The 23,577-nt window shown below is 68.2% G+C and carries 25 protein-coding genes; 9 read left to right on the top strand and 16 right to left on the bottom strand.

Annotation, left to right across the window (positions count from 1 at the left end; genetic code table 11):
* Positions 1–26 precede the first annotated feature (26 nt).
* Positions 27–905: a thiamine-phosphate kinase gene (thiL, locus tag NDI89_RS04515; RefSeq protein ID WP_277520316.1), complete on the bottom strand. Its 879-nt coding sequence runs from the start codon at positions 903–905 to the stop codon at positions 27–29.
* Between the two features lie 98 nt (positions 906–1,003).
* Here thiL and NDI89_RS04520 point away from each other — a divergent pair, with 98 nt between their 5' ends.
* The 3 genes from NDI89_RS04520 to NDI89_RS04530 all read left to right on the top strand — a co-directional run bounded on the left by NDI89_RS04520 (position 1,004) and on the right by NDI89_RS04530 (position 2,494).
* Positions 1,004–1,459, top strand: coding sequence for a 30S ribosomal protein S19e (locus NDI89_RS04520; protein WP_226004417.1), 456 nt, complete (start codon positions 1,004–1,006; stop codon positions 1,457–1,459).
* Positions 1,460–1,556: 97 nt separating this feature from the next.
* The gene (locus NDI89_RS04525) at positions 1,557–1,904 is read left to right on the top strand and encodes a DNA-binding protein (RefSeq protein WP_226004418.1); all 348 of its coding nucleotides are present in this window, start codon (positions 1,557–1,559) and stop codon (positions 1,902–1,904) included.
* Positions 1,904–2,494 carry a DUF7411 family protein gene (locus tag NDI89_RS04530; protein WP_277520317.1) on the top strand — a complete coding sequence of 197 codons (591 nt, stop codon included), beginning with the start codon at positions 1,904–1,906 and terminating at the stop codon, positions 2,492–2,494. Before NDI89_RS04525 ends, NDI89_RS04530 begins: the two co-directional genes overlap by 1 nt.
* A 39-nt stretch (positions 2,495–2,533) precedes the next feature.
* On the opposite strand, the gene NDI89_RS04535 is transcribed toward NDI89_RS04530, so the two are convergent.
* Entirely contained in the window at positions 2,534–3,580 is a 1,047-nt protein-coding gene (locus tag NDI89_RS04535) for a sensor histidine kinase (RefSeq protein WP_277520318.1), read from the bottom strand.
* A gap of 167 nt (positions 3,581–3,747) precedes the next feature.
* Between NDI89_RS04535 and hisS the strand changes: the two genes are divergently transcribed.
* Both hisS and NDI89_RS04545 read left to right on the top strand, forming a co-directional pair.
* A complete protein-coding gene (hisS, locus tag NDI89_RS04540) occupies positions 3,748–5,046 on the top strand; it encodes a histidine--tRNA ligase (RefSeq protein ID WP_277520319.1) in 1,299 nt (432 codons plus the stop codon).
* 133 nt (positions 5,047–5,179) lie between these two features.
* Complete coding sequence (locus NDI89_RS04545; RefSeq protein WP_277520320.1) at positions 5,180–5,713, top strand: DoxX family protein; 534 nt, start codon at positions 5,180–5,182, stop codon at positions 5,711–5,713.
* A gap of 19 nt (positions 5,714–5,732) precedes the next feature.
* Here the strand turns inward: NDI89_RS04545 and NDI89_RS04550 are convergent, their stop codons facing one another.
* Positions 5,733–5,948, bottom strand: a complete 216-nt coding sequence (locus NDI89_RS04550) for a hypothetical protein (RefSeq protein ID WP_277520321.1) — start codon at positions 5,946–5,948, stop codon at positions 5,733–5,735.
* Between the two features lie 128 nt (positions 5,949–6,076).
* On the opposite strand from NDI89_RS04550, the gene NDI89_RS04555 reads away from it, so the two are divergent.
* The gene (locus NDI89_RS04555) at positions 6,077–7,555 is read left to right on the top strand and encodes a sulfatase family protein (RefSeq protein ID WP_277520322.1); all 1,479 of its coding nucleotides are present in this window, start codon (positions 6,077–6,079) and stop codon (positions 7,553–7,555) included.
* Positions 7,556–7,667: 112 nt separating this feature from the next.
* Here the strand turns inward: NDI89_RS04555 and NDI89_RS04560 are convergent, their stop codons facing one another.
* The 4 genes from NDI89_RS04560 to NDI89_RS04570 form a co-directional block, all read right to left on the bottom strand.
* Complete coding sequence (locus NDI89_RS04560) at positions 7,668–8,837, bottom strand: M24 family metallopeptidase (protein ID WP_425607746.1); 1,170 nt, start codon at positions 8,835–8,837, stop codon at positions 7,668–7,670.
* The gene (locus NDI89_RS04565) at positions 8,834–10,717 is read right to left on the bottom strand and encodes a UvrD-helicase domain-containing protein (RefSeq protein ID WP_277520323.1); all 1,884 of its coding nucleotides are present in this window, start codon (positions 10,715–10,717) and stop codon (positions 8,834–8,836) included. Before NDI89_RS04565 ends, NDI89_RS04560 begins: the two co-directional genes overlap by 4 nt.
* A gap of 63 nt (positions 10,718–10,780) precedes the next feature.
* Positions 10,781–10,939, bottom strand: coding sequence for a DUF7563 family protein (locus NDI89_RS24045; protein ID WP_425498567.1), 159 nt, complete (start codon positions 10,937–10,939; stop codon positions 10,781–10,783).
* Positions 10,940–11,096: 157 nt separating this feature from the next.
* Positions 11,097–11,282 carry an HVO_0416 family zinc finger protein gene (locus NDI89_RS04570; protein WP_226004427.1) on the bottom strand — a complete coding sequence of 62 codons (186 nt, stop codon included), beginning with the start codon at positions 11,280–11,282 and terminating at the stop codon, positions 11,097–11,099.
* A gap of 146 nt (positions 11,283–11,428) precedes the next feature.
* On the opposite strand from NDI89_RS04570, the gene ubaA reads away from it, so the two are divergent.
* The gene (gene ubaA, locus NDI89_RS04575) at positions 11,429–12,265 is read left to right on the top strand and encodes an SAMP-activating enzyme E1 (RefSeq protein ID WP_277520324.1); all 837 of its coding nucleotides are present in this window, start codon (positions 11,429–11,431) and stop codon (positions 12,263–12,265) included.
* A 289-nt stretch (positions 12,266–12,554) separates the two neighbouring features.
* Here ubaA and NDI89_RS04580 read toward each other — a convergent pair whose 3' ends face one another.
* Both NDI89_RS04580 and NDI89_RS04585 read right to left on the bottom strand, forming a co-directional pair.
* Positions 12,555–13,526 (bottom strand): hypothetical protein, encoded by a 972-nt coding sequence (locus tag NDI89_RS04580; RefSeq protein ID WP_277520325.1) that lies wholly within the window; start codon positions 13,524–13,526, stop codon positions 12,555–12,557.
* Positions 13,527–13,630: 104 nt separating this feature from the next.
* Positions 13,631–14,416 (bottom strand): SDR family oxidoreductase, encoded by a 786-nt coding sequence (locus NDI89_RS04585; protein ID WP_277520326.1) that lies wholly within the window; start codon positions 14,414–14,416, stop codon positions 13,631–13,633.
* 123 nt (positions 14,417–14,539) lie between these two features.
* Between NDI89_RS04585 and NDI89_RS04590 the strand changes: the two genes are divergently transcribed.
* Positions 14,540–14,863: a DMT family transporter gene (locus NDI89_RS04590; RefSeq protein ID WP_277520327.1), complete on the top strand. Its 324-nt coding sequence runs from the start codon at positions 14,540–14,542 to the stop codon at positions 14,861–14,863.
* Positions 14,864–14,923: 60 nt separating this feature from the next.
* Here the strand turns inward: NDI89_RS04590 and NDI89_RS04595 are convergent, their stop codons facing one another.
* The gene (locus NDI89_RS04595; protein WP_277520328.1) at positions 14,924–15,382 is read right to left on the bottom strand and encodes a Tfx family DNA-binding protein; all 459 of its coding nucleotides are present in this window, start codon (positions 15,380–15,382) and stop codon (positions 14,924–14,926) included.
* A 171-nt stretch (positions 15,383–15,553) separates the two neighbouring features.
* On the opposite strand from NDI89_RS04595, the gene NDI89_RS04600 reads away from it, so the two are divergent.
* Positions 15,554–16,507: an AAA family ATPase gene (locus tag NDI89_RS04600; RefSeq protein ID WP_277520329.1), complete on the top strand. Its 954-nt coding sequence runs from the start codon at positions 15,554–15,556 to the stop codon at positions 16,505–16,507.
* A gap of 64 nt (positions 16,508–16,571) precedes the next feature.
* Here NDI89_RS04600 and NDI89_RS04605 read toward each other — a convergent pair whose 3' ends face one another.
* The 6 genes from NDI89_RS04605 to NDI89_RS04630 all read right to left on the bottom strand — a co-directional run bounded on the left by NDI89_RS04605 (position 16,572) and on the right by NDI89_RS04630 (position 23,396).
* Positions 16,572–17,564, bottom strand: a complete 993-nt coding sequence (locus NDI89_RS04605) for an MBL fold metallo-hydrolase (protein ID WP_277520330.1) — start codon at positions 17,562–17,564, stop codon at positions 16,572–16,574.
* A gap of 89 nt (positions 17,565–17,653) precedes the next feature.
* Entirely contained in the window at positions 17,654–19,360 is a 1,707-nt protein-coding gene (locus tag NDI89_RS04610; protein WP_277520331.1) for a DUF7519 family protein, read from the bottom strand.
* Positions 19,357–20,778, bottom strand: a complete 1,422-nt coding sequence (locus NDI89_RS04615) for a DUF58 domain-containing protein (protein ID WP_277520332.1) — start codon at positions 20,776–20,778, stop codon at positions 19,357–19,359. Before NDI89_RS04615 ends, NDI89_RS04610 begins: the two co-directional genes overlap by 4 nt.
* Entirely contained in the window at positions 20,775–21,503 is a 729-nt protein-coding gene (locus tag NDI89_RS04620) for a DUF7269 family protein (RefSeq protein WP_277520333.1), read from the bottom strand. The genes NDI89_RS04615 and NDI89_RS04620 overlap by 4 nt, the downstream gene beginning before the upstream one ends.
* A complete protein-coding gene (locus NDI89_RS04625) occupies positions 21,496–22,779 on the bottom strand; it encodes a hypothetical protein (protein WP_277520334.1) in 1,284 nt (427 codons plus the stop codon). Before NDI89_RS04625 ends, NDI89_RS04620 begins: the two co-directional genes overlap by 8 nt.
* Before the next feature lie 143 nt (positions 22,780–22,922).
* On the bottom strand, positions 22,923–23,396 hold the full coding sequence (locus NDI89_RS04630) for a TRAM domain-containing protein (protein WP_277520335.1): 474 nt from the start codon (positions 23,394–23,396) through the stop codon (positions 22,923–22,925).
* Between the last annotated feature and the right edge of the window lie 181 nt (positions 23,397–23,577).

The raw sequence follows: 23,577 nt of genomic DNA on the forward strand, positions 1-23,577 counted from the left end.
GATCTCCGTGCGTATCCGGACCGCAGTCAGTCCCCGTGCGTGTAGCCGCGATCCGCGAGCGTCTCGCCGTCCATCGTGATTCCGTCGGCGCGCTCTCGAACCGATCCGATCACCGACAGGGACGCGTCAGTCGCCTCTCGAAGCGCCGGCACCGCCGCTTCCGGAAGCGTCGCGACGAGTTCGAAGTCCTCGCCGAAGGTCGTCGCCAACTCGAGCGCGTCGTCGCCGTCGCTGACGTCGCGGAGGCCGTCGTCGATCGGAATCCGCCCCGACTCGATCGCGAACCCGCAGTCGCCGGCCTCGGCGAGCTGGTGGAGCGAGCGGGCCAGTCCGTCGCTCGAGTCCATCATCGCGCTCGCGCGGGCGGCGAGCGTCCGACCGGCGGCGATCCGCGGTTCGAACTGGAAGAGATCGTTCGCGCGGTCGACGCGCCCGCGCTCGAACAGGCGGAGTGCAGCGGCGCTCCGTCCGAGCGTCCCGGTAACGCAGACGACGTCACCGGGACGGGCTCCGCTCCGGAGAACGGGGTCGTCAGTCCGACCGATCGCGGTCGTCGACACGGTGAACTCGTCGTGGCCGTCCAGATCGCCGCCGACGTACTCTGCGTCGACACGATCACAGACGTCGCGCGCGCCGCGGACGAACGCGAGCAGTTCGTCGCGGTCGAAAGTCGGCGCGGCGTAGGCGGCGACCGCGGCCGTCGCCGGGGCCCCCATCGCGGCCACGTCCGAGAGGGACGCGCCGACGGCGCGCCAGCCGGCCGTGTACCGGGTCGTGCCGTCCGGAAAGTCGGTCCGTTCGTGGAGCATGTCCGTCGTGACGACGAGTCCGTCGACGACGGCTGCGTCGTCGCCGGCCCCCTCGAGCTCGTCAGAGAGGAGTCCCAGGGCGGCGCGTTCGTCCATACACCCCGTTTCGACTCGAGGGCGAAAAACGGTCCGGGCCGCTCCCGGAGCGCCGAGATACGATGGTCTTAAATGCCGCCGACGGGAATCACACGCCAATGGCTACGATGTACGACGTTCCGGCGGACGACCTCATCGAGGCGCTCGCCGACGATCTCGCGGATCGACTCGAGGAACCGGAGTGGGGCAAGTTCGCCAAGAGCGGCGTCGACAAGGAACTGCCGCCCGAACAGGAGGACTTCTGGGCCACTCGCGCCGCGAGTCTCCTGCGCAAGGTCGCCGACCGCGGTCCCGTCGGCGTCGAACGACTCTCGACGGAGTACGGCGGTGCGAAGGGCGGCTCCAACCGCTACCGCGTCGCACCCGACAAGCGCGTCGACGGCTCGAAGAACCTGATCCGAACCATCCTCCAGCAGCTCGAGGAAGAGGACCTCGTCGAGACCGCGGAAGGCGAGGGTCGCCGGATCACCGCCGACGGACGGAGCCTCCTCGACGAGACCGCTGGCGACGTCCTCGAAGAACTCGACCGTCCGGAACTCGAGCGCTACGCGTAAGTACGCAACTCGTTTTCGCGTCGGTTTCACCGGGCAGAGCCATCGCTACCGTCGTCCGTAATCATTTTCCCGCCAGCCGGACAAGTGGGAGGTAACGATGAGTGGTTCACCGGACGACGAAAAACTCGAGGAGCTCCGACAGAAAAAAATGGAACAGCTACAGGACCGCGCCGAGTCCCAGGGCGAGGGCGGGCAGGAAGCGGCCCAGCAGCAGGCCGAGGCCCAGAAGAAGGCCGTCCTCCGACAGCACCTGACCGACGAGGCCCGCAAGCGGCTCAACACCGTCAAGATGAGCAAGCCCCAGTTCGGCGAGCAGGTCGAGCGACAGGTCGTCAGTCTCGCCCGGAGCGGCCGCATTCAGGGGAAGATCGACGACGACAAGATGAAACAGCTCCTCAAGGAGCTGAAACCCGACTCCCAGAGCTTCGACATTCAGCGCCGGTGATGGAGCTCGGACTGCTCTACAGCGGCGGGAAGGACTCGACGCTCGCCGCGCTCTTGCTCGAGGATTTTTACGACGTGACGCTCCTGACGGCGCACTTCGGCGTCAGTGACGACTGGAAACACGCCCGGGAAACGGCCGACGCCGCCGGCTTCGACTTCGAACGGCTCGAGTGCGACCCCGACGTCGCCCGCGAGGCCGCCGACCGGATTCGCGAGGACGGGTTTCCGCGCAACGGCATTCAACTGGTCCACACGCACGCGCTGGAGCAGCTCGCGGACCGATCGTTCGACGCGATCGCCGACGGGACGCGCCGCGACGACCGCGTCCCGACGGTCTCGCGGGCCCAGGCTCAGAGCCTCGAAGATCGCCACGACGTCGACTACATCGCGCCGCTGTCGGGCTTCGGCCGCTCGGCCGTCGATGCGCTCGTCGAGGCGCGGTTGGACGTGACCGTCGGGCCGAGCGAGGAGATCGACAGAGCCGATTACGAGGCGGAGCTACGGTCGATCATCGCCGCCGAAGACGGTCCCGAGGCGATCGCGGAGTGTTTCCCCGATCACCACCAGACGTACGTGACGGACGTCCGATGAGGGTCGTCCGAGCCGCTCAGTGGCTGGCCGACCGCACGCTCAGCCGCCGCTGGTGAATTCGAACCGCGCCCCGCCGTCTTCGCTCTCGACGATCGTGACCTGCCAGCCGTGGGCGTCGGCGATGGCGCGAACGATCGCGAGGCCGAGCCCCGATCCGTCCTCGGACGTCGAGTACCCCTGCTCGAGGACCTCTTTCCGCTCGTCTTCGGGGATCCCGGGGCCGTCGTCCGCGACGAAGAAGCCGCCGTCACACGGGCCGACGCGGATGTGAACGTCCTCGCGGCCGTGCTCCACGGCGTTTCGGTAGAGGTTCTCGAAGAGCTGTTTCGCTCGGAGCGGGTCGACCCGGAGCGTTCGGTTCCCGACCGTCTCGTAGGTGGCCTCGCCCGTCTCCGCGACGGTCCAGGCCTCGCTCGCGAGTTCGACCAACGGCACGTCGTGTGGGTCCTCGATCTGCGTTCCGCTGCGAGCCACCGACAGCGTCTCCTCGATCAGTTCGTCCATCCGGCGCAGGGCTGCATCGACCTCCTGCAAGTGCTCCGGATCGCCGCTCGTGAACGACGCCCGGAGCCGCCCCTGGGCGACGCTGAGCGGGTTTCTAAGATCGTGACTCACGACGCTCGCGAACTCCTCTAAGCGCGCGCTCTGGCGCTCCGCCTCGCGAACGGCGGCCCGCTGTTGGATCTCGTAAATGCCGGCGACGGTGCCCGCGCCGACGCCGACGGTGCCACCCATCAGAAGCAGGTACAGGGGGGCTCTCGCACCGGTTCCCTCGAGATACAGGACGTAGAGGTGGAGCGCCGTCACGAGAAACGCCGCGAGGAAACCGCCGAGTCCGTAGCCGAAGACGGTGAGCCGGTCCCTCGTCGAAACGTCTCGAGCGACCAGCCACCGATCGGCGAAGACGACCGCCGTCGCGGCCAGGAGCGGAAAGACGCTCTCGAGCAGCGCTCGGGTCGAGACGTGCTCGAGGGCGAGTCGGATGCCGATGATCGCGGCGAGGAACAGCCCGAGCGCCGAGAGCGGCGAAATCGGCAGTTGCTCGCCGACCTCCGCGACCCAATCGTCGTCGGCCACGCGTTGCACAGTCGACCTCCGAGACAGATGCGTATCAACTTACGGGACGGTCTCAGGGGCGGGACTATCGAACTAACGATCGTGAGCGCTGAACCAAACGTGCACTGGCCGCGAGCGGTCGCGCCGGTCGCCTCCGAACGGAAGGATAGAAGTTCGCCGTCGCCGAACGACGTTGCATGTACGACCGAATCAAGGGCTTTCGTGACTTCTATCCCGGCGAGATGGCCGCCAGGCGGGCGACCATCGACGTTCTGGAGGGAACCGCCCGCGAATACGGCTTCCGCGAGATCGGGACGCCGGCCGTCGAGCGCGCCGAAATGTGGACCGACAAGAGCGGCGACGAGATCGTCGACGAACTCTACTCGTTCGAGGACAAGAGCGGGCGACACGTCACGTTGACGCCCGAACTGACGCCGACGGTCGCCCGGATGGTCGTCGCCAAGCAACAGGAGCTCTCGAAGCCGATCAAGTGGGTCTCGACGCGGCCGTTCTGGCGCTACGAGCAGGTCCAGCAGGGACGCTACCGCGAGTTCTACCAGACCAACGTCGACATCTTCGGCTCCTCGGAACCCGAAGCCGACGCCGAGATCCTCGCGTGGGCGGCCGACGCCCTCACAGGCCTCGGGCTCACCGGCGAGCACTTCGAGTTCCGGGTCTCCCACCGGGACATCCTCGGGGGCGTCCTCGAGAGCTACGACACCGACGTCGACACCGAGGCGGCGATCCGCGCGGTCGACAAGTCCGACAAGATCTCGCGGGCGGAGTACCACGACCTGCTGATCGAGGCGGGGCTGACCGCCGACCAGGCCGCCGAGTTCGACGACCTCATCGCCGACGGTGATCTCGACGAAGTGGAGGCGTTCGCCGACACCGATCGCGTGACGGCGGCCGTCGAGAACCTCCGGAACGTGCTCGCCGCCGCCGAGGACTTCGGTGCCCGCGAGTACTGTACCGTCTCGCTCGAGACGGCCCGCGGGCTGGATTACTACACGGGCGTCGTCTTCGAGTGCTTCGACTCGGCGGGCGAGGTCTCCCGCTCGATCTTCGGCGGCGGCCGCTACGACGATCTGATCGAAGGGTTCGGCGGCCAGCCGACGCCGGCGGTCGGCGTCGCGCCGGGTCACGCGACGCTGTCGCTCCTGTTGCAGCGGGCGGGCGTCTGGCCCGACGAGGAGGTCCAGACCGACTACTACGTCCTCCAGATCGGCGACACGCGACCGGAGGCGGCCCGGATCGTCCGCGAACTACGCGAGCAGGGCCACGTCGTCGAGACCGACATCGCGGGGCGTTCCTTCGGCGCGCAACTCGATTACGCGGACTCGATCAACGCCGAAACGGTCGTCATCGTCGGCGAACAGGACCTCGCGAACGACGAGGTGACCATCAAGGACATGGAATCGGGCGACCAGACGCAGGTTCCGGTCGACGACTTCCCGGGCGATCTCGAGCGGCCGACGTTCGACGACCTCGCGTAGGCGAACCCGTTCGCCTGTACCTTTTAAACACCCTCTATCGCGTGGGTCGACTGGATCCGATTCCCGACATACAGGAATTAGAGGGTGTCTTAACGCCTGAGAGTGCCAATCCTCAGACGTGAGGTGACGACCAATGTCCACTAACGAGGCCACGATACAGTGGCTCGGCAGGCGGGAAGAGTTCGAGTACGCCGATTCGGTCGCCGGCTACGTGCTGGTGGCGGTGCGGCTGCTCGTCGGGTACTGGTTCCTCCACTCGGGGTGGACCAAGTTCGCGTTCGTCGCGGGGGAGCCGTTCGACGCGGCCGGCTACCTGCAGAACGCCTCCTCGCCCATCGCCGGCCTCTTCGAGGTCGTCGCCGGGACGCCCTGGCTGCTCGAGGTCACCAACGTCATGATCCCACTCGGTGAATTCCTGATCGGACTGGGGCTCGTCCTGGGGGCACTCGTGCGCCTCGCCGCCTTCTTCGGCGGCGTCCTGATGACGTTGTTCTACCTGGGCAACGCCGACTGGGCGCACGGGTACGTCAACGGGGACCTGCTGGGACTCCTCATGTTCGTGATCGTCGGCGTCTTCGCCGCGGGCCGGATCCTCGGCGTCGACGCCTATCTCGAAGGGACGGAGTTCGTCCGGCAGCGACCGTGGCTGCGCTACCTCCTCGGCTGACGGGGGAGAAACGGTCGGATTACCGCTTTTTCGACGGGTCTGGCCCGCGTTCGGTCGGTTCGATCGCGGTCTCGACTCCCTCGTCGTTCGACAATCGGTCCGCCGCGTCGCAGCGCTCGACCGGCGAGTGACCCGTCTCGACGAAGTGATCGATCATCGCTCGACTGCAGTCACCCGTCTCGCCGTCCTCGGCTCGGTACTGCCACCCACACTCACCACAGTACGCGCTCGGCACGCGTGGTCCGTCGAACGCGGTTCTAATGAAGAATCCGGTTCACACACCGCTGGCTTATTTGTCGCCGTTCGGCAGCGTCGCCGACTGCAGGTCCCACCCTTAACTGCGGCGGGGGTGTACCTCGCCCGATGGCCGACGCCGACACCCGCCCGAACGTCCTGTTCGTGCTCACCGATCAGGAGCGATACGACTGTAGCGCACCCGAGGGGCCGCCGGTCGAGACTCCGACGATGGACCGACTCTCCGGGGAGGGAGTCCGCTTCGAACGGGCGTTCACGCCGATCAGCATCTGCTCGAGCGCTCGCGCCTCGCTGCTGACGGGCCGGTTCCCCCACGGCCACGGGATGCTGAACAACTGCCACGAGCCGGACGCGATTCTGGCGAACCTGCCCGACGACCTGCCGACGTTCTCGGAGGAACTCGTCGCCGCGGGATACGACCTCACCTACGCGGGGAAGTGGCACGTCGGCCGCGACCGGGGCCCCGCCGACTTCGGCTTCTCCTATCTCGGGGGCAGCGACACACACCACGACGACATCGACGAGGCGTTCCACGAGTACCGCGAGGAGCGGGGCACTCCCGTCGGCGAGGCCGATCTCGAGGACGAGATCTACACCGGCGACGATCCCAGAGACGGCTCCGACGGAACGTTCGTCGCCGCGAAGACGTCCGTTGACGTCGCGGACACGCGCGCCTACTTCCTCGCGGAACGGACCATCGACGCGATCGACGCCCACGCGGCCGGCGACCGGGACGACCCCTTCTTCCACCGGACGGACTTCTACGGCCCCCACCACCCCTACGTCGTTCCGGATCCGTACGCCTCGCTGTACGACCCAGACGAGATCGAACCGCCAGCGAGCTACGCGGAGACCTACGACGGGAAACCGCAAGTTCAGGAGAACTACCTCGCCTACCGCGGCGTCACCGACTTCGACTGGGAGCTGTGGGCCGAGGCCGTCGCGAAGTACTGGGGGTTCCTCACGCTGATCGACCACCAGCTCGAGCGGATCCTCGAGACGCTCGCAGAGACGGGGCTCGCCGACGAGACGGTCGTGGTCCACGCCTCGGACCACGGCGACTTCGTCGGGGGCCACCGCCAGTTCAACAAGGGCCCGCTGATGTACGACGACACCTATCGAATTCCGCTGCAGATCCGCTGGCCGGGCGTAACTGACGGCGGCTCGACCTGTGAGACGCCCGTTCATCTCCACGATCTCGCGGCCACGTTTCTCGAGCTCGCGGACGGCTCTCCACCCGACAGTTTCGATTCTCGGAGTCTGGTTCCCCTCCTCGAGAACGGCGGCGACCCGCCGGCCGACGCGGAATGGGCGGACTCGACGTTCGCGCAGTACCACGGCGACGAGTTCGGTCTCTACAGTCAGCGGATGGTCCGCACGGCGGCGTACAAGTACGTCTACAACGGCCCCGATATCGACGAACTGTACGACCTCGAGGCGGACCCGTCGGAGTTGCGAAACCTGATCGACCATCCCGCGTACGGGGACGTGCGGCGAGAGATGCGGAAGCGACTGATCGACTGGATGGAGGAGACGGCGGATCCGAACCGGGTCTGGGTGACGGACGTGCTCGAGAACGCGTCGTAGCGCCACCGATCGCGAACCGTGTACCGGTCTCGCCGTCGGACGGTCGGCGATACGAGACGTGACCGCCGTCCGAAGAGCGATCACGAGCCGACGGCAGGTCCGGCGGCGTCGATCACTCGAGCAGTGCCGACGGCTCGAGCGACTGCGACGGTGCCGCGAGCCAGTCGGGTCGCTCGCCCTCGTCCGTGACCGCCAGCACGTCGGCGATCCGGATGCGGGTGTCCGCACCGACCTGCCCGGCGACGTCGATTCGGACGACGGTTTCGGGTCCAACGTCGTCACCGCCCTCGGCGGGTCGCTCGCGGGGCTCGAGCCCGACGCCGGCGACGTCGGTTTCGATCGCGTCGCCCTCGGCGAACCCGAACGAGCGAACCTCCGCCTCGAGATCGGCTTCGACGGCTGTCACCGATTCCGTGCCGGCGGTCAGCATCGACCGCGCCGACCGAAACGATTGGGTGACGGCGACGTGGACCCGTCGTTCTCGGCCGCCGTCGCTGTCGACGACCAGCGTCCGAACCAGTCCGCCGTGGTAGCCGGCCGGTCCGCGCGGGGCCGCCTCGAGGACGATCGGCTCGCCGGGTCGGAGCGGCGACGGGTCGGTTCCGTCGCTCGAACCGGGATCGACGGCAGTGTTCCCGGCCGGAAGCGCACCCGCTCCGACGATGGCGTCGTCGATAGCGGTCCGCAACCGAGCGGCCGTCAGCGGTTCGGGATCGGAGCGATCGCCGTCGTTCTCGGCGACCGCGAGCCGCCCGTCGACGACCGTCGCGTCGGCCAGAACCGACGCCGCTCGCCGGATCCCGGCACTCGCCGCCCGCTGGGCGGCCGCGATCTCCGCTCGCTCGCCGGCCGTCTTCGTCGTGCGCGCTCGCTCGAGGGCGTCCGTCGACGCCAGCTCGAACCCCGCGTGCTCGAGGTAGAGCGCGGCGTCGTGTGGCACTCGGGGCGGGGTCAGTACCGGTCCCTCGAGCCCGCGGTCGGCGAGCGTCGACGCGAGTCGCTCGGCGGGATCGCCGCGGGACTCGTCGGCCGCTGACTGGACGACCCACTCGTCTTCTGCGCCGAGGTACGCGATCGCGGTGCGCCCGGTAGCCGGTGCCGGACGGAGATAGCGGATCCCCGGGTCGCGGTCGGTCCCGACGTGAACGAACGCGGCGGCGTCGCGCTCCGCGAGTGCTGCTGAAACGACGCTGACCGCGTGATCGCGGCGCTCGGGAGCGTACTCGAAACCGTCTGCGGATCGAATCCCATCCGCGACGCCGCGGTCGTTCCCACCGGTCACGGCGCTTCGGCTTCGGCCTCGACCTCGTCTGCGTCAGTGTCAGCGTCGGCCATGGGCTCCTGTGCCTGCTCGATCAGCTCCTCGAGCGTCGAGTCGGTCAGCCGATTCTGCAGCAGGACGTCGATCGGGAGCGTCGGCGCGCCGTCGACGAGGTTCTCGAGCAGGACGAGGCGTTCGCGGGCGCGGGACATGCCGACGTAGAAGACGCGGCGTTCGTTGTCGGTCAGGACGGGGACCGGCGAGGTGGTCTTGGTGAACTCCTCGCAGTTGGGGATGTCCGTGGGATCGTCGACGGTGGCGACCATCTGCTCGACGACCTTCTCGGTGAGGTCGGTGCCGACGAAGACGTGGTCGGCCTCGCGACCCTTCGCGGAGTGGATCGTGCCGACGCGGACGCGGTCGGTCGCCGTGCCCTGATACTCGCCGATCGCGAAGTACGATCGGACGCTCTTCTTCTGGAAGTTGGTGACCTTCCGGAGCATGTCGGCCGCCGAGCCGGGGCCGGGCATGAACGGGGCGTGATCCTCGATGACGTCGGCGGGGATCATGAGGTCCTCGAGATCCTCGATACCGGCTTCCTCCTGCCGGTCGTCGATCTCGTCGAAGAGGGCGTCGCGCTCGTTGGTGCCGAAGGCCGATTCCTGGAGCATGTCGGCGAGCCGGCGGGCCTGTAGGCCGGTGACGTCATCGCCCGCGTCGATCGCCTCGACCGCGCGGACGTACTGGGTGAGCCGGTCGGTCCACATCCGCTGGTCGGTCAGCGAGGTGAAGGGGACGCCCTCGGTGATGAACTCGTCGATGAACTGGAACATCTGGTAGCGGGCCCGGAACAGCACCATGATCGTGCCGTCACCTTCCACGAGCGTGCGGCGAACCATCCGAACCACGTCGAGCATCGAGCCGTTCGTGCGGGCCTCGACGGCCCCGCCTTCGGTCCGGGGCTTGAGGTCCTTGTCCTGGCGCTGATCGATGTGACGGATCTCCTTGTTGACCGCGTTGAGGACGTTGGAGGGGAGTCGGTAGGAGTTCGGGAGGATGATGTCGTCGTCGACTTCTTCCTCGAGCAGGAGCGCGGGGTCCGCACCTTGCCACGAGTAGACGACCTGGTCGTCGTCGCCGGCGATCAGAACCTGTTCCATGTGCGGTTTCCACTCCTCGTAGACGTCGTACTGCAGCGTGGTGATGTCCTGAAACTCGTCGATCACCAGGTAGTCGACGCTGGGCAGGAGCGAGCGCTGCTTGACCCGCTCGAGCATGTCTGCGAAGCCGATCTTGCCGTGTTCGCCCTTGTAGGAGCGCCAGGCGCGGATCGCTTCGGGAACGTCGATCCGGTCGTCGTCGCTGGGCCAGGTCGGCGTGTACTTGTTGCCCTCCTGGGCGTTGGGGTCGATCTCGGGCGGGAGGCGGACCTCCTCTTCGTCCCACTGGAAGGGGACGTCGTACCAGTCGGCGACCTCGCGGCTGGTCCGCTGGAGCCACTGGCTCGTCGCGATGACCTTGTTCCCGATCGTGGTCGACCGCGCAGTACGGCGGCCGGCGCCCGAATACTCGTCTTCGTATTCGATCCCGTACTCCTCGCAGAACTCCTCTTTATCGGACTCGCCGATCACGTCGCTCCGGGAGAGATCGAGCAGCTCGTAGGCCTTCGCGTGCATCGTACAGACGTTTCCCTGCAGGGCACGGGGACTCTCGTCGAGCCGGTCGGCGAGGCGTTCCCGAACCTCCTGCGCTGCGGCTCGCGTGTACGAGACGACGAGAATATCTCGAAAGGTGACGCCGTCCTGCTCGAGGATTTCCTCGACGTGGTCGAGAAGGGCGGTCGTCTTGCCGCTTCCCGGACCACCGAACAGGCGGGTAACCGTCGTGTCCGTTGGAGTCATTGTAGCTGAACAGGAGCGCGATACCCATAAGTGACGTGGGTTTTCTTCGACAGAAATCGGCAGTTATGGATCCCGGGGAGAGCGGGCGTCTCGGACGTCGGCACCGTCGCGAATTTTGTCCTGACAGTCCGGACAGACGCGCGGATCGTCGACATCGCGGGGAGTGAATACTCGGGCGTACGCCTCCGTAACGAACCCGCCACAGTTCTGACATTCCGGCATAGTAGTGTCAATCGAATATACAGATGAACAGGTTATAATTGTGTCGGATCGTCGTTGATAAAATAGCCATTACAGCCGGGGACTAGCGTTGAATCGCGTGACAAACGGTGATCGTCGACCACACAAAACCGGTAGCGTTCGGCCCCGCCGCGACCGACTACGGCGCTGGTTGCCACCCACAGACGGTGCAGGACGTCGCTGACGTGTCGTGGAGGCCGCCACACTCCGGACACTGCTTCTTGTTATACTCCTGCTCCCACCCTACTCGTTCGACGGAGTGACCGCGATCGGACAGGAACTGGTCCATGACGTCGTCACCGGCATCAGTGGGTGAGGTTGCCATAGGTGTGTGAAGGCACACCACACTATTAAATGGTCGGGTCGATGAAGGTCCTGCCACCTCTCCGAGACCACGCGTCGTCGCATCGACCACGGAATCGTCGCGACCCGACCCGCGGACTTTTCTCCCTCTCGTGCCAACGTGTCTCTATGAGCGACCTGCGCCTCGATGCGACCCAGCTCGACCGCTACTCGAGACACGTCATCATGGACGAGATCGGGCCCGAGGGCCAGCAACGGCTGCTCGAGGGGTCAGTCCTGATCGTCGGTGCGGGCGGCCTCGGCTCGCCGGCGATCCAATACCTCGCCGCCGCCGGAGTCGGTCGACTGGGAATCGTCGACGACGACGTCGTCGAGCGGTCGAACCTCCAGCGCCAGATCGTCCACGGCGACGCCGACGTGGGCCGGCCGAAAGTCGAGAGCGCCGCCGACTACGTCGCTGCGCTGAACCCCGACATCGACGTCGAGACCCACGAGGTCCGCGTGACGCCCGAGACGGTCGACGAACTGGTCGCGGCGTACGACGTCGTCCTCGACGCCAGCGACAACTTCGCGACCCGATACCTGCTCAACGACCACTGCGTCCTGACCGAGACGCCGCTGTTCCACGGCGCGATCTACCGCTTCGAGGGCCAGATCACCTCCTTCACCAACGAGCGCGGCGGCGACGACTCGCCCCCGTGTTACCGGTGTGTCTTTCCCGAAGCTCCCGAGCCCGGCACCGTCCCCGACTGTGCCACCACGGGCGTGCTCGGCGTCCTCCCCGGTACCGTCGGCTGCATTCAGGCCACCGAGGTCGTCAAGTACCTGCTCGGGAAGGGCGAACTGCTCGAGGGCCGCCTGCTGATGTACGACGCGATGGACATGAGCTTCGAGGAGGTCCCCGTCCAGCCGAACCCGGCCTGTCCGGTCTGCGGGGAGGACCCGGAGATCGAATCCGTCGGCGACGTGGCCTACGAAGGGACCTGCGAAATTTCGGCGGACTGAGTCGAGACGGCACCCCTCGCCCCGCGATCCGTTTCCGGTTACCGAACCGACGTCCGGTGGCGCGTGCTGTGACGCGGTGAGCCAAACGGCGAACCGCGACCCGAAGCCGCACGAGGGACGAGAGAGGGACCGAAGGACCGAGCGAGTCGGCCGGGGAGGGCGTGGCGATTCCCCGTCGCGATCGGGGGCGCAGAACGCTCGTTTTCCACTCGCCGTACTCGACAGCAGAGATGAAAAACGTCCACCCACTCGAGCGGCCAGCGATCTCGAGCACGACGGATGCCGGCGGTCAGCCGTTCGAAGCGACGCGACGGACCCTCGAGCGGACGACGGTGGATACCTTTCGCGTCCCGACCAGCGCGAGACAGGAGACGAAGGCGGTCGTCCCCAGTTTCCCGCCGGCCCCGGCTAGCACAGGCGCTACCGCGAGATAGACGACGCCACAGAGGACGCCGGCACCGGCGACCTGTCCCGTGGTCGCCAGCCGCTCCGCGCTCGACATTCCGACGAACGAGGCACAGAATGCGACGGCGGCCAGCGTCGGCCCCAGTTCCGGGACGAGCGGCGGAAACGCGACGCCGGTGGCCACGCCGACCGCAGCGGAAGCGACCACCGAACTCACCCCACCGCGAGTGCGGAGCAGAACGGTCGCGACCGCGGCGACGACGGCGACCGCGACGATCACCGGCACGAAGCGCCATTCGAGGGAGCCCCCGCCGCCGAACTCGACGTCCGTCAGGACCACCGTCGCGAGACAGCCGAAGAGCGCGAGCGTGCCGTATTTCCCGCCGAAGCCGCCGAACGATTCGGCCGTCGCGACGAGCGCGAGGCCGGCGATCAGTCCCGCCAGCGCGACCCACTCGAGCGAAGGGGCCAGCGCCGGCGAGGCCATCCCGACGAACGAGCCGCAGTAGGCTGCGCCGTCGACCCGTCGGAGCGCGACCCCGACGGACAGGCCGACGAGGGCGGACGCCAGCACCGGGCCGAGACCGATCGAGACGCTCAGCCAGTACGTGATGACCGCCGCAGCCGCGACCGCGAGCGCGTCGACGGCGTCCGTCCGGTCGAAGCCGCCCGCATCGAACGCGCGGAGGCGCTGGGGCTCCGTCGCGGCGACGGCGGTTCCCGCGATGCCGACGCCGAACGTGACGCTCACGAGTCCGGTCGGCGGATCGGCCGGGACTCGAACGGCTCCGAACAGCAGTGTGGCGGGTGTCACCACCAGCGCGAGATAGCCGGCGATCTGGACCGGACCGTACACACTCTCACTCTCCGGAGGGCGTTCGAGAGGGTTACGGTTCGAAAATCGGATGCCGGCGCTCCGATCGGGGAGAGATCGAGCCGATCGACGGCCGGCAACGTCCCTCAGCTCCGCAACAGTCCGCCGTCGATCGGGACTTCGGTTCCGTTGACGAAGCTCGCCCGCGGACTCGAGAGGAACGCGACGACGTCGCCGAGCTCCCGCGGTTCGCCGATGCGTTCCATCGGGATCTCGCTCGCCAGTGCGACGAGCCCGTCCTCGTAATCGTCGTAGGTCCCGCGCTCGACGCCGGCCTCGATCAGCTCCTCGATTCGCGGGGTTTCGATCGTCCCCGGCAGGACCGCGTTGGCCCGGATTTCCGGCGCGAACTCGCGGGAGACCGTCTTGACCAGCCCGATCACGCCCCGCCGCACCGAGTTCGAGAGCAACAGGCCGTCCGCGACCTCTCGTACCGTTCGCGACGTGATGCAGGTGATGGATCCGTACTCGGACTCGAGGAGGTGCTCGTGGGTCTCCTCGATGGTCCAGACGACGCTCATCACCAGCAGGTCGTAGGCCTGATACCAGTCCTGTTCGTCGGTCTCCAGAAAGGTCGTGCTCGGCGGGCCGCCCGAGGAGGTGACGAGGTGATCGATCCCGCCGAAGGCGTCGACCGTCTCGCTCACGAGGCGGGAGACGTCGGCGGGGTCCGTGAGGTCCGTCTGAACGGCGATGACGTCGCCCGTGGCCGTTTCAGCGAGTTCGCTGCGAGCGTCCTCGAGTCGGTCCTCGTCCCGACCGCAGATCGCGACGTTCGCACCCGCCTCGGCGAGCGCCCGAGCGCTCGCGAATCCGAGCCCGCTCGAGGAGGCCGTTACCAGTGCGCTGTTCCCGTCGAGGTCGAAGTCCATACCGGAGTCGACGGCGGGGGCGTACAAATCAGTCGGGGAATCGGACGGACCTCACTGTGAGCGGTGATCGGCGATCGGAGATCGGTGTGTTATAGGTCGGCGAGCGCAGAGGCGGTAGCAACCATGTCGTGGCCGCTCCTGTTCGTCGCGGGACTGTTCGAAATCGCGTGGGCGATCGGGCTGGCGTACTCGGAGGGGTTCTCGAAACCGTTGCCGACCGTGGGAACGGTCATCGCGATGGTCGTGAGTCTGCTCCTGTTGGGCCAGGCCGTCGAAGACATTCCCATCGGAACGGCCTACGCGGTCTGGACCGGGATCGGGGCGGTCGGAACGGCAGCGCTCGGGATCGTGCTGTTCGACGAAGCGGTCACGACCGCCCGGCTGGTGTTCATCGGGATCATCGTCGTCGGAATCGTCGGCCTCCATTTCGTCTCGGCGGGCCACTGAGCGCGACGCCGACCGCTGCGCCGCTACGCGGAATACACGGAAACTGCAACGGTGTCGCTCTCAGTCCTGGTGGCGAACGCGAACCATTCCCTCCGACGTCACCCCGACGATCAGCGGCGTCGACACCTGCCGACCGGTGACGGCCGACCCGGCGGCGTCGCTGACGACCTTCATCAGGTCGGGCGCGGTGTGATCGACTTTGACACCCGCCTCGTCGCAGGCGGCGTACACCAGTTGCGGGACGTCGTAGAGATCGGTGCCGTCCGGGACGCGAACCCGAACCGGCGCCCGGAGCGCCTCCGCGAACGCGACCGTCTCGCGCGCCTTCGAGACGTTTTCGCGGGCGCTGGACTCGATCGAGGAGACGTTCGCCCGCGAGGTTCCCAGCGCGTCGGCGATGTCGGCCTGTGACACCTCGCGTTCGCGCAACGCGAGGACCTGTGCCTGTCGGTACGTCAGGACGCTGGTCTCGGGATCGAATCCGATCTCCTCGAGGAGCTCCTCGACGTCGTCGATCACGGTGCGATTTCCCCTCCGAAACCGCAGGCTCCCGTGTGCATACGAGTACCTAGTCGGCGGCGGGATCATAGCTTCCACGGTCCCGGAACCGTCGTTCCCCGGGCACTCGATCCCACGGGAATCGACCTATCGGCCGGACTGTATATAGTGATCGGGTGACTCTCCCCGTGTATGAACGTGTCTGCGGCCGCCGAGACCTCTCGGGACGTGCTCAGAGAGATCCAGACTGCAGTCATCGGTGAACGAGAGCGCTTCGAGACGATTCTCACCGCGATCGTCGGAGACGGGCACGTCCTCCTCGAGGACGTCCCCGGGACCGGCAAGACGCTCACGGCCCAATCGCTGGCCACGGCGCTGGACCTCGACTTCAAGCGGATCCAGTTCACGCCCGATCTGCTCCCGGCCGACATCACCGGCACGCACGTCTACGACGAGCACGCCGGCGAGTTCGAGTTCGAGGAAGGGCCGATCTTCACCAACGTCGTGCTGGCCGACGAGATCAACCGCGCGCCGCCGAAGACCCAGGCCGCCCTGCTCGAGGCGATGGGCGAAAAGCAGGTCTCGATCGGCGGCGAGACCCGCGAGCTGCCGGAGCCCTTCTTCGTCATCGCGACGCAGAACCCGGTCGAACAGGAGGGGACGTTTCCGCTGCCCGAGGCCCAGGTCGACCGCTTCATGATCAAGACGACGATGGGGTATCCGGATCGGGACGGCGAACTCGAATTGGTCAGTCGTCGGGCGAACCGACGGGCCCGGACCCCCGAGGTCGGCAGCGTCGTCGATCGCGACGCGGTGCTGGACCTCCAGACCGTTCCCGAGTCAGTCACCGTCGATCCGGCGATGCAGGAGTATCTGGTCGACGTCGCTCGAGCGACCCGCGAGGACGAGCGCGTCGAGGTCGGGATCTCGCCGCGGGGCCTCCAGCGGCTGTTCGAGGCGAGTCGCGCCCGGGCGACGATCGCGGGTCGCGACTACGTCGCCCCGGAAGACGTTCACGCGATCGTCCATCCCGTGCTCGATCACAGAATCGTGTTGACGACGGAAGCCGACGTCCGCGACGTCGATCCGGGCTCGATCGTCGAGGGCGCGCTGAACGGCGTCCCCGTTCCATCGATGGGGAACTGAGACCGGCTATCGCCGCTCCGACCCTCGCGAGTCCCCGAGACCCTCCTGTTGAGGACCCGACCGATCAGTACTCGAGGGGCCACCGCTCCCCGTCGGTCGCGGCGAGCTCGTCGCTCACGCCGTCGGCGAGCCGATATTCGCGCCCCTCTCGGACGACGGTCCCCGCTCGCTCGAGGTGTTCCAGATGCGCGTAGGATTCGCCGGGGCCGTGGAGGATGTGGATACCCTCGAGATCGCCGAACAGATCGGCGCTGACCGTCCAGGTGTCGCAGGGACCGAGTCTATCGAGCGCGTCGAGGACGCGCCACGAACGCTCCCCGTGGTGGTCGATGATGTACTGCGCGCGGTCGGCGGGGTCGTCGATCGGGTCGCGATGGCCCGGCCACGCACGGTCGTACTCGGCGTCGACGATCCCCCGTAGCGCGCGGAGGTACTTCTCGAGCGGGCGCTCGACGCGGACGTCCGCGCCGCCGACGTTGGGCGTGTAGACGGGGAGCAGCGCGTCACCGGAGAACACCTGCCGTTCGCCCTCGAGATCCGCCTCGAACATGCTGAGGCCCGCGGCGTGGCCGGACGTGTGGACGACCTCGAGCTCGGTGTCGGCGACCGGGAAGACGTCGCCGTCCTCGAAGGTCGTCACGGTCGGCGTCTCGACCGTCGTCTCGCCGTCTGCCATCCGCTCGAGGAGCACCGCCTGCCGGTCCTCGGGCATCCCCCACTCGTCGAAGTACCGCTGCTGCCGGTCGTGCATCTCCTCCCAGGCGTCCTCGTCGCCCTCGACGAGCGCCGCGTCGTCCGCGTGGACGTACACCTCGGCCCCGCTTTCGGCCTGGATCTCGCCGGCCAGCCCGCAGTGATCGTGGTGCCAGTGAGTGAGGAAGATCCGATCGACGTCCCCGAACGCGAGGCCGCGGTCAGCGAAGGCCGCCTCGAGTTGCTCGCGGGTCGTCGCCATCCAGTCGCCCGTATCGATCAGTACCGTCTCCGCCCCGTCGGCGAAGAGGTAAGCGTTGTTGTCTCCCTCGAACGCCGAGTTCGAGAGCGAAATGCGCTCCATGCACCCACGTCTCACGGGAATCGAGAAAACGTTGTGTAAAGCGGAACGTCGCGAATCGGAGCTCGACGCTCGATCGGCCGTCTCGCCCGCTACCCGCGAAGCGTCCAGGCCACGAGCACGACCGCGAATAGCCCCGTTCCGACGGAGACGGCCGCGAGTGCCGGCTGTGTGACCGACGGAGCGGCCGCGCTCCATCGGTAAAGGCCGATGGTCCCGCCCGCGACGACACCGCCGGCGAGTATCGTCCCGCCGACGTGGACGAGTTCCGCCCGCATCGTCGCCGCGTCGCGGCCGAGTTCCGTCCGAATCCCGTCGGCGTACTCGCCGATATCCCACAGGACGAACGCCCCCGCCGTCGTCCAGAGCGCCGGCTCGAGTCGGCCGTCGATGGCGAGGCCGACCGCTAACGCGAACACCGCACCCGCAGCGAGCGCGGCACCGGTCGCTCGCCCGGGAAGCAGCCGCACCGCCCGCAGCGTCGTCACGGTCCACAGGAGCGACGAGAGCGAACTCAGCGCGAGGACGAGCACGCCCGCAACGAGCACGAGCGGCGGGACCGAGGTGAGGAACTCGAGGACCGACGGCGGGGCCCGCCCCGCGAGCGCCGTCTGGAGGACGCCCCGAAGGTCCGCCTCGGCCGCCGGGTCGGCGAGCGCCGTCGCGAGGACGAGCGCGACCAGCCCGCCGCCGACCATCGGCGCGACCAATCGGGCCACTACCACGGCCGGTCCCCGGCCGAGAATCCCACGAAGCCGCTCGAGGGAGGCGAGGCCGAGGGCGAGCGCCGCGAGGGCCACCATCGCCGATCGAATCCCCGGAGTCGTAACGAGCGTCGCCAGCCCGTCACCGGCCGGGGCCGGCACCACCGCCCGCAGTTCGGCGGGCCTCACCGGCGGCGTACCGAACTGTTCGACGACCAGCGGGGCGGCGACTGCGGCGACGGTCAGGACGATCGCGGCGCGGATCGCGAGCGAACAGCCCCGACGGAGCCCGTCGACGGCCGCGGCCAGCGCGTCGCGGCGATCCGGCGGCACGAAGCGTTCGGCAGGTACCGCCGCGAGCGCGCGACTCGAGAGGACGGCCGCGACGAGCACCAGTCCCGTAAACGAGACGACCGCGATCGATCCCTCGGGCGTGATCACCACGTCCCGGATCACGCCGAGAACGTCCGCGGCGGCTGCCACGGCGCGGTCGCGGAGATCCGCCCGCGGGAGGATCGGGAGGACGACGACGGCGACGACACCGCTCGTCGCGAGCATCGTTCCCGTCGACCCGCGACGGACGCCGCCACGGCCGAATTGCTGCCAGGAGACCAGCCCCGCGGCGAAGGACGCGACGACGAGGGCCCAGACGGAACCGCCGGCGATCATCCCCACGCTCGAGGACGTGAGCACGAGTACGCCCGCGAGCAGCAGCGGCGACGAGACCAGGACGGCGACCGGCACCGCGACGACGCCGCCGAGACCCCGCACGAGGGGGCGCTCGCTCGCGAGGAAGACGGTCGTCAGCGCCGCCGCGAGCCCAGCGCCCATCGCCAGCGCAGCCAGCCGACCGCCGACGAGCGTCGTGCCGACGGCGACGCCGATCGCCAGCGTGCAACAGAGCATCGCGATATCGCTCGCCGTCGGCCGACGGAGCGTCCGTCGAACGCCGCCGACCGCCGACTCGAGCGTGTACCGCGCGGTCTCGAGAGCCACCGTTCGCGTCGATCTCGTTCGCGTCGTTCCCGACTCGTCTCCGTGGAAGTCCCCGTTCTCGTCTCGATGTCCGGTTCCGGTGAGCGCGTCGTTCGTCACAGGGAGCCACCTCCGGACCGGCCGGGACCGCCGCGGAACGCACGCGCCAGATCGACCGAGATCGGATCCTCGAGCTGCCAGTCGACGACGGTCGCGCCGAGCCCGCGTAGGGCGTCGACCCGGTTGGCCCGCTGGAGCCCGGCGATTCGAAGACCGGTCGAGGCCGACGACGCGATACCGGTCGTCACGTCGGGAGAGACGACCGTCACCGCCCGTCCGCTGGTTCGCAGCGTCTCGACGAGGCCGACCGATTCGGCGTCGGAGAGCGGCGTGCAGAGGACGACCTGCGCCCGCTGGGGCAGCCGTCGCTCGAGGTCGACCGCAAGCGATCCGCTGCCCATCGATTCGTCGTCTCTCGCCCCGCCGCTCGTCGACCCGCCGTCCGCGACGGGCTGATCGCCCGCCGGGGTCGCTCCCGATCCGCCGCCGCCGATGGCTTCCTCGACGCGGCTTCGGACGTCGCCGCCGGCCCCCGGTTCGATCCAGGTCTCGCCCGACAGCGTCGCCAGTCCGGTTCGGTTGCCGTCCTCGAGCGACGCGACCACGCCCCGCGAGGCGGCATACAGCGTGAGGTCGGAGGAGTTCGGGCCGCCGCCGGGCAACTCGCGGTGCGCGTCGGCTCGGTCGTCGATCACGAACACGATGGTCACCGCCCGCTCCTCGCGGTACTCGACGGTCGCCAGGTCGCCCGTCCGGGCGAACCGGTGCCAGTCGATCCGGTTCATCGGGTCGCCGCGGCGGTACTCCCGGGTCGCGAAGAACTCGACGCCGCTGCCGCCGTCGTCGGTCGGCGTCTGGCCGACGAACTGGATCGTCCGGTCCTGAAACGGGAACGAGTCCAGCAGCGTCTCGCAGGTGAATCCGGTATCGCCGCCGGGAGTCACCGCGTCGGTCGTGACGGCCGTCGCCGTCAGCGATCGGCGCCGCACCGTCGCCGTCCCGAACGCGTACTCGCCGCGCGGCGGCGTGAGTTCGTACTCGTGCGTGACGGTCTCGCCCGGTCGAACGGCGGTCGCGAACGCGGGCGACCCGCTCGTCACCGGCACCTCGGCCGGCGGTTCGTCGACGACGCGTACGTCCGAGGCGACCCCGGACCCGTCGTTCGTCAGCGACAGCGTCACCGTGACCGACCGGCCCGGTCGCACGCGCGATTCCTCGAGATTGCGCTCGAGGCGGAGATCCGCCCCGGAACCGCCGTCGACATCCGTATCGCCTTCGGCACCGTCGTCTGCGTCGGAGTCGTCGTCAGGGCTCCCCCAGTCGGGTACCGAGCTGACCTGTCCGAGGAGGACGAAGCCCAGCGCGACGACGCCGAGGAAGAACAGCGACGGACGCCCGAGCGCCACCGCGAGCACGGCGGCGAACAGGGCGATCACGAGCGCCCCGTGCCAGCGGGCCTGACGGGTGACTTCCGTCACGATGTGGCCTCCGGATTCGAATCCGTCCCGGGACTCGTTCGATCGGTCTCCGTCGATCCCGTCTCGACCGCCGGCGTCGACTGCACCCGGTCGATCTCCGCGATCGTCCGCTCGAGACTCCGGCGAAACGGATCGGCGGTGCTCACGAGGTCGACCAGCCAGAGCCACAGCGGGGTCGACGGCCCGTCGTCGCCCCCGAGGAAGGCGGCGGCTCTCGGGTCGTCGGTCCACGTCCCGGCCTCGACCGCGGCCAGCGCATCCGCTTCCGTCAGTCCAGCCCGGTTCGCGTACGCGGTTGCGGCGATCGGCCGGAGCGAGTCGACGAGTCGCCGGCGTGCCTCCTCGCGCGTCGACCGCGGCTGGTCGTCGTAGGCCGTCGCGAGTTCGAGCTGGCGATCGAACGACGCACCGGCGACCGGATAGTCGGCAGTGGATTCGTCGACCGTGGCAGCCTCGGATTCGGCCGTCGGATCGACCAGCGGGAGCGGCCTCGACGAGAACCGAACCCGACCGATAACCCCGAGCGACGCCGCGGCCGCGACGAGCAGGCCGATCACCGCCAGCACGACCGTTCCGGGATCGAGCGTCGCCAGCAGCGACTCGAGTGCGGGAGCCGCCTCGAGAAGCAGTCCCGGCCGAACCGATAGGATCCCGCCGACGGCGAGCAGCGCCACCGAGAGGAGCGTGACGACGGCGAGCCCGCCCGTCGACGGGGCTCTACTCATCGCTTCCCGCCTCCGTGGTCGGTTCCGTCCCTGACTCGTCCTGGTCTCCGTCGGCGTCCGCAGCGAGCGCGTCGCGCAATCGGTCGTGGGCCGTCGTCGTTCGCTCGAGGTAGGACGCCGGGTCGCGGTCGCCGTACTCGACGTCCCGGAAGGACTCGGTGATCGTCTCGACCGGCTCGTCGGGAACGCCGGCGTCCGTGGCGCTTCGAGCGACGTCGGTCGGGGTCGCGGTCGCGGCGCGACCTCGATACATCGGCGAGGCCTCGATCACGCTCTCGAAGGCCTGCCGGATGCGTTCGCGAGCGGGGACGTGTTCATCCGCGGTCGCGTCGCCGTCGGTCCGGTCCGCCGCCCCGCCGAACAGGGACGCCGAAACCGACGAGCCGGCGGCTCGAGCGCTCGCCCGTGCGGATCGAATCGCGTTCGCGATCGCCGCGAGCGCGAGCCCCGGCAGATCAGCGATCGAGGTCACGCCGCGAAGCGCGGCGAGCCCCCGCTCGAGGGCCTGTGAGCAGGCCACGACTCCCGCCAGCGCGACCGAGACGATCCGTCCGGGAATCGAGCGCAGCGTCCCGATCGGATCGTCGCGAGTGTAGAACACGTAGCCGACGATCGACAGCGCGATCGCGGCGAACCCGGCGATCAGGGCGCGATCGGAGAGTCCGGGGACGGATTCCGGAAGCGACGGCTCGTCCGCATCGCTTCCGCCGTCTTGCTGGCTACCGTCGGCCGCGGCGTCAGAGCCACCGTCGCTCTGATCGGGAGCGGCCTGCGTCTCGTCGGTCTCGCCGAGGGACTGCTCGGTCGTCGAGGAGTCGTCCTCGCCACCGTCGTCGGTGGACTCCGCGGAGTCGTCGGTCGTCTCCCCCTGACTACTGGACCCGTCCGCAGTAGACGGTTCACCGCCGTCGCTCGGCGGCGCTCCGCCGGATCCACCGGCACCGCTCCCGCCCAGGAGGGCCATCAGTTCCTCGAGAAGTCCGGCGGGAATCGGAATCTCCGCAGGGTCGATATCCTCGAGGAGGCCCGATCCCCCCGACGGTTTCTCCGGCCCTCCGCCGTCGCCCCCTCCGCCGCCGCTCCCGCCGCTTGGCATCGGCCGTGCCGTCGATTCCCCGCCGGTTCGATCTCCGAATCCGTCCCCGAAGAGGTCGCTCGCCGGAGAGACCGAGGCGAGCGGGCCCATCGCGCTCGCTGCCAGTACGAGTCCACAGATCGCACACGCCACTGCGGCGACTGCGAGAAATCGGCTCCCGGCGCTCGGTCCACTCCCCATCGATTAGCGTACAGTAGACGCAAGCGATATTTACACTTTGTTGCCAAAACGGCGGGAGAGAGGGAAGGTCCGGAGAACGTCGACCCCGAGGACGGGGCTACCCGAAAACGCACCGCGCGATCTGTCCACTCGAGAGCGTCGCGTTACGAGCCCCAGAAGTTATCTCGGCTGCCGAGTCGCTCGCGCTTGGGGCCGCCGTCGTCGTCGGGCGCATCGGGCGTCCCCTCGGCGGCGTCGTCCCCGTCCACATCGCCGTCGGCATCCTCCGCTTCGTCGTCCGGATCCATCGGCAGCACTTCGAGTTCCTCCGCGCGTGCGTGATTGCTGTGAACCCGCGTTATCTCGACTCGGGCACGGGCCTCGGGAAGGACGCCGTCGACCATCACGATGAATCCGTCTTCGGTTCGGCCGACGCCGGCCCCGCTTTCGTGCATGTCGACGACGTCGATGACGAGTTCCTCGCCGGATTTGACCGGCTGCGTCTTGAGATCCTCGATCGGCTGGCCGTAGTGGTTACACCACTCCTTGCCACCCCGGTCACCGTAGTGTTGACATCCCATTCCCGAAATCCGTTCGGAGAATTCGGGGCAGTCGTCGGCGAGTGGACAGTCTGCCATGCTCGTCACTACCAGCGGTGGCGTTAAACCGTTTCCGTCTTCGGGATGGGTCCCGAGTTCGGACGAAACGCTGGTAGCAAACACCGATGTCAGGGACACCGAACATAAGACGACTGAGCGAATCTATAAATCGTGGTAACTGAACCCTTCCTGCGGGACCGGCGGTTTCGAAAAGGTTTAC

The organism is Natrinema salsiterrestre (genome assembly GCF_029502005.1).
GTDB lineage: Archaea > Halobacteriota > Halobacteria > Halobacteriales > Natrialbaceae > Natrinema > Natrinema salsiterrestre.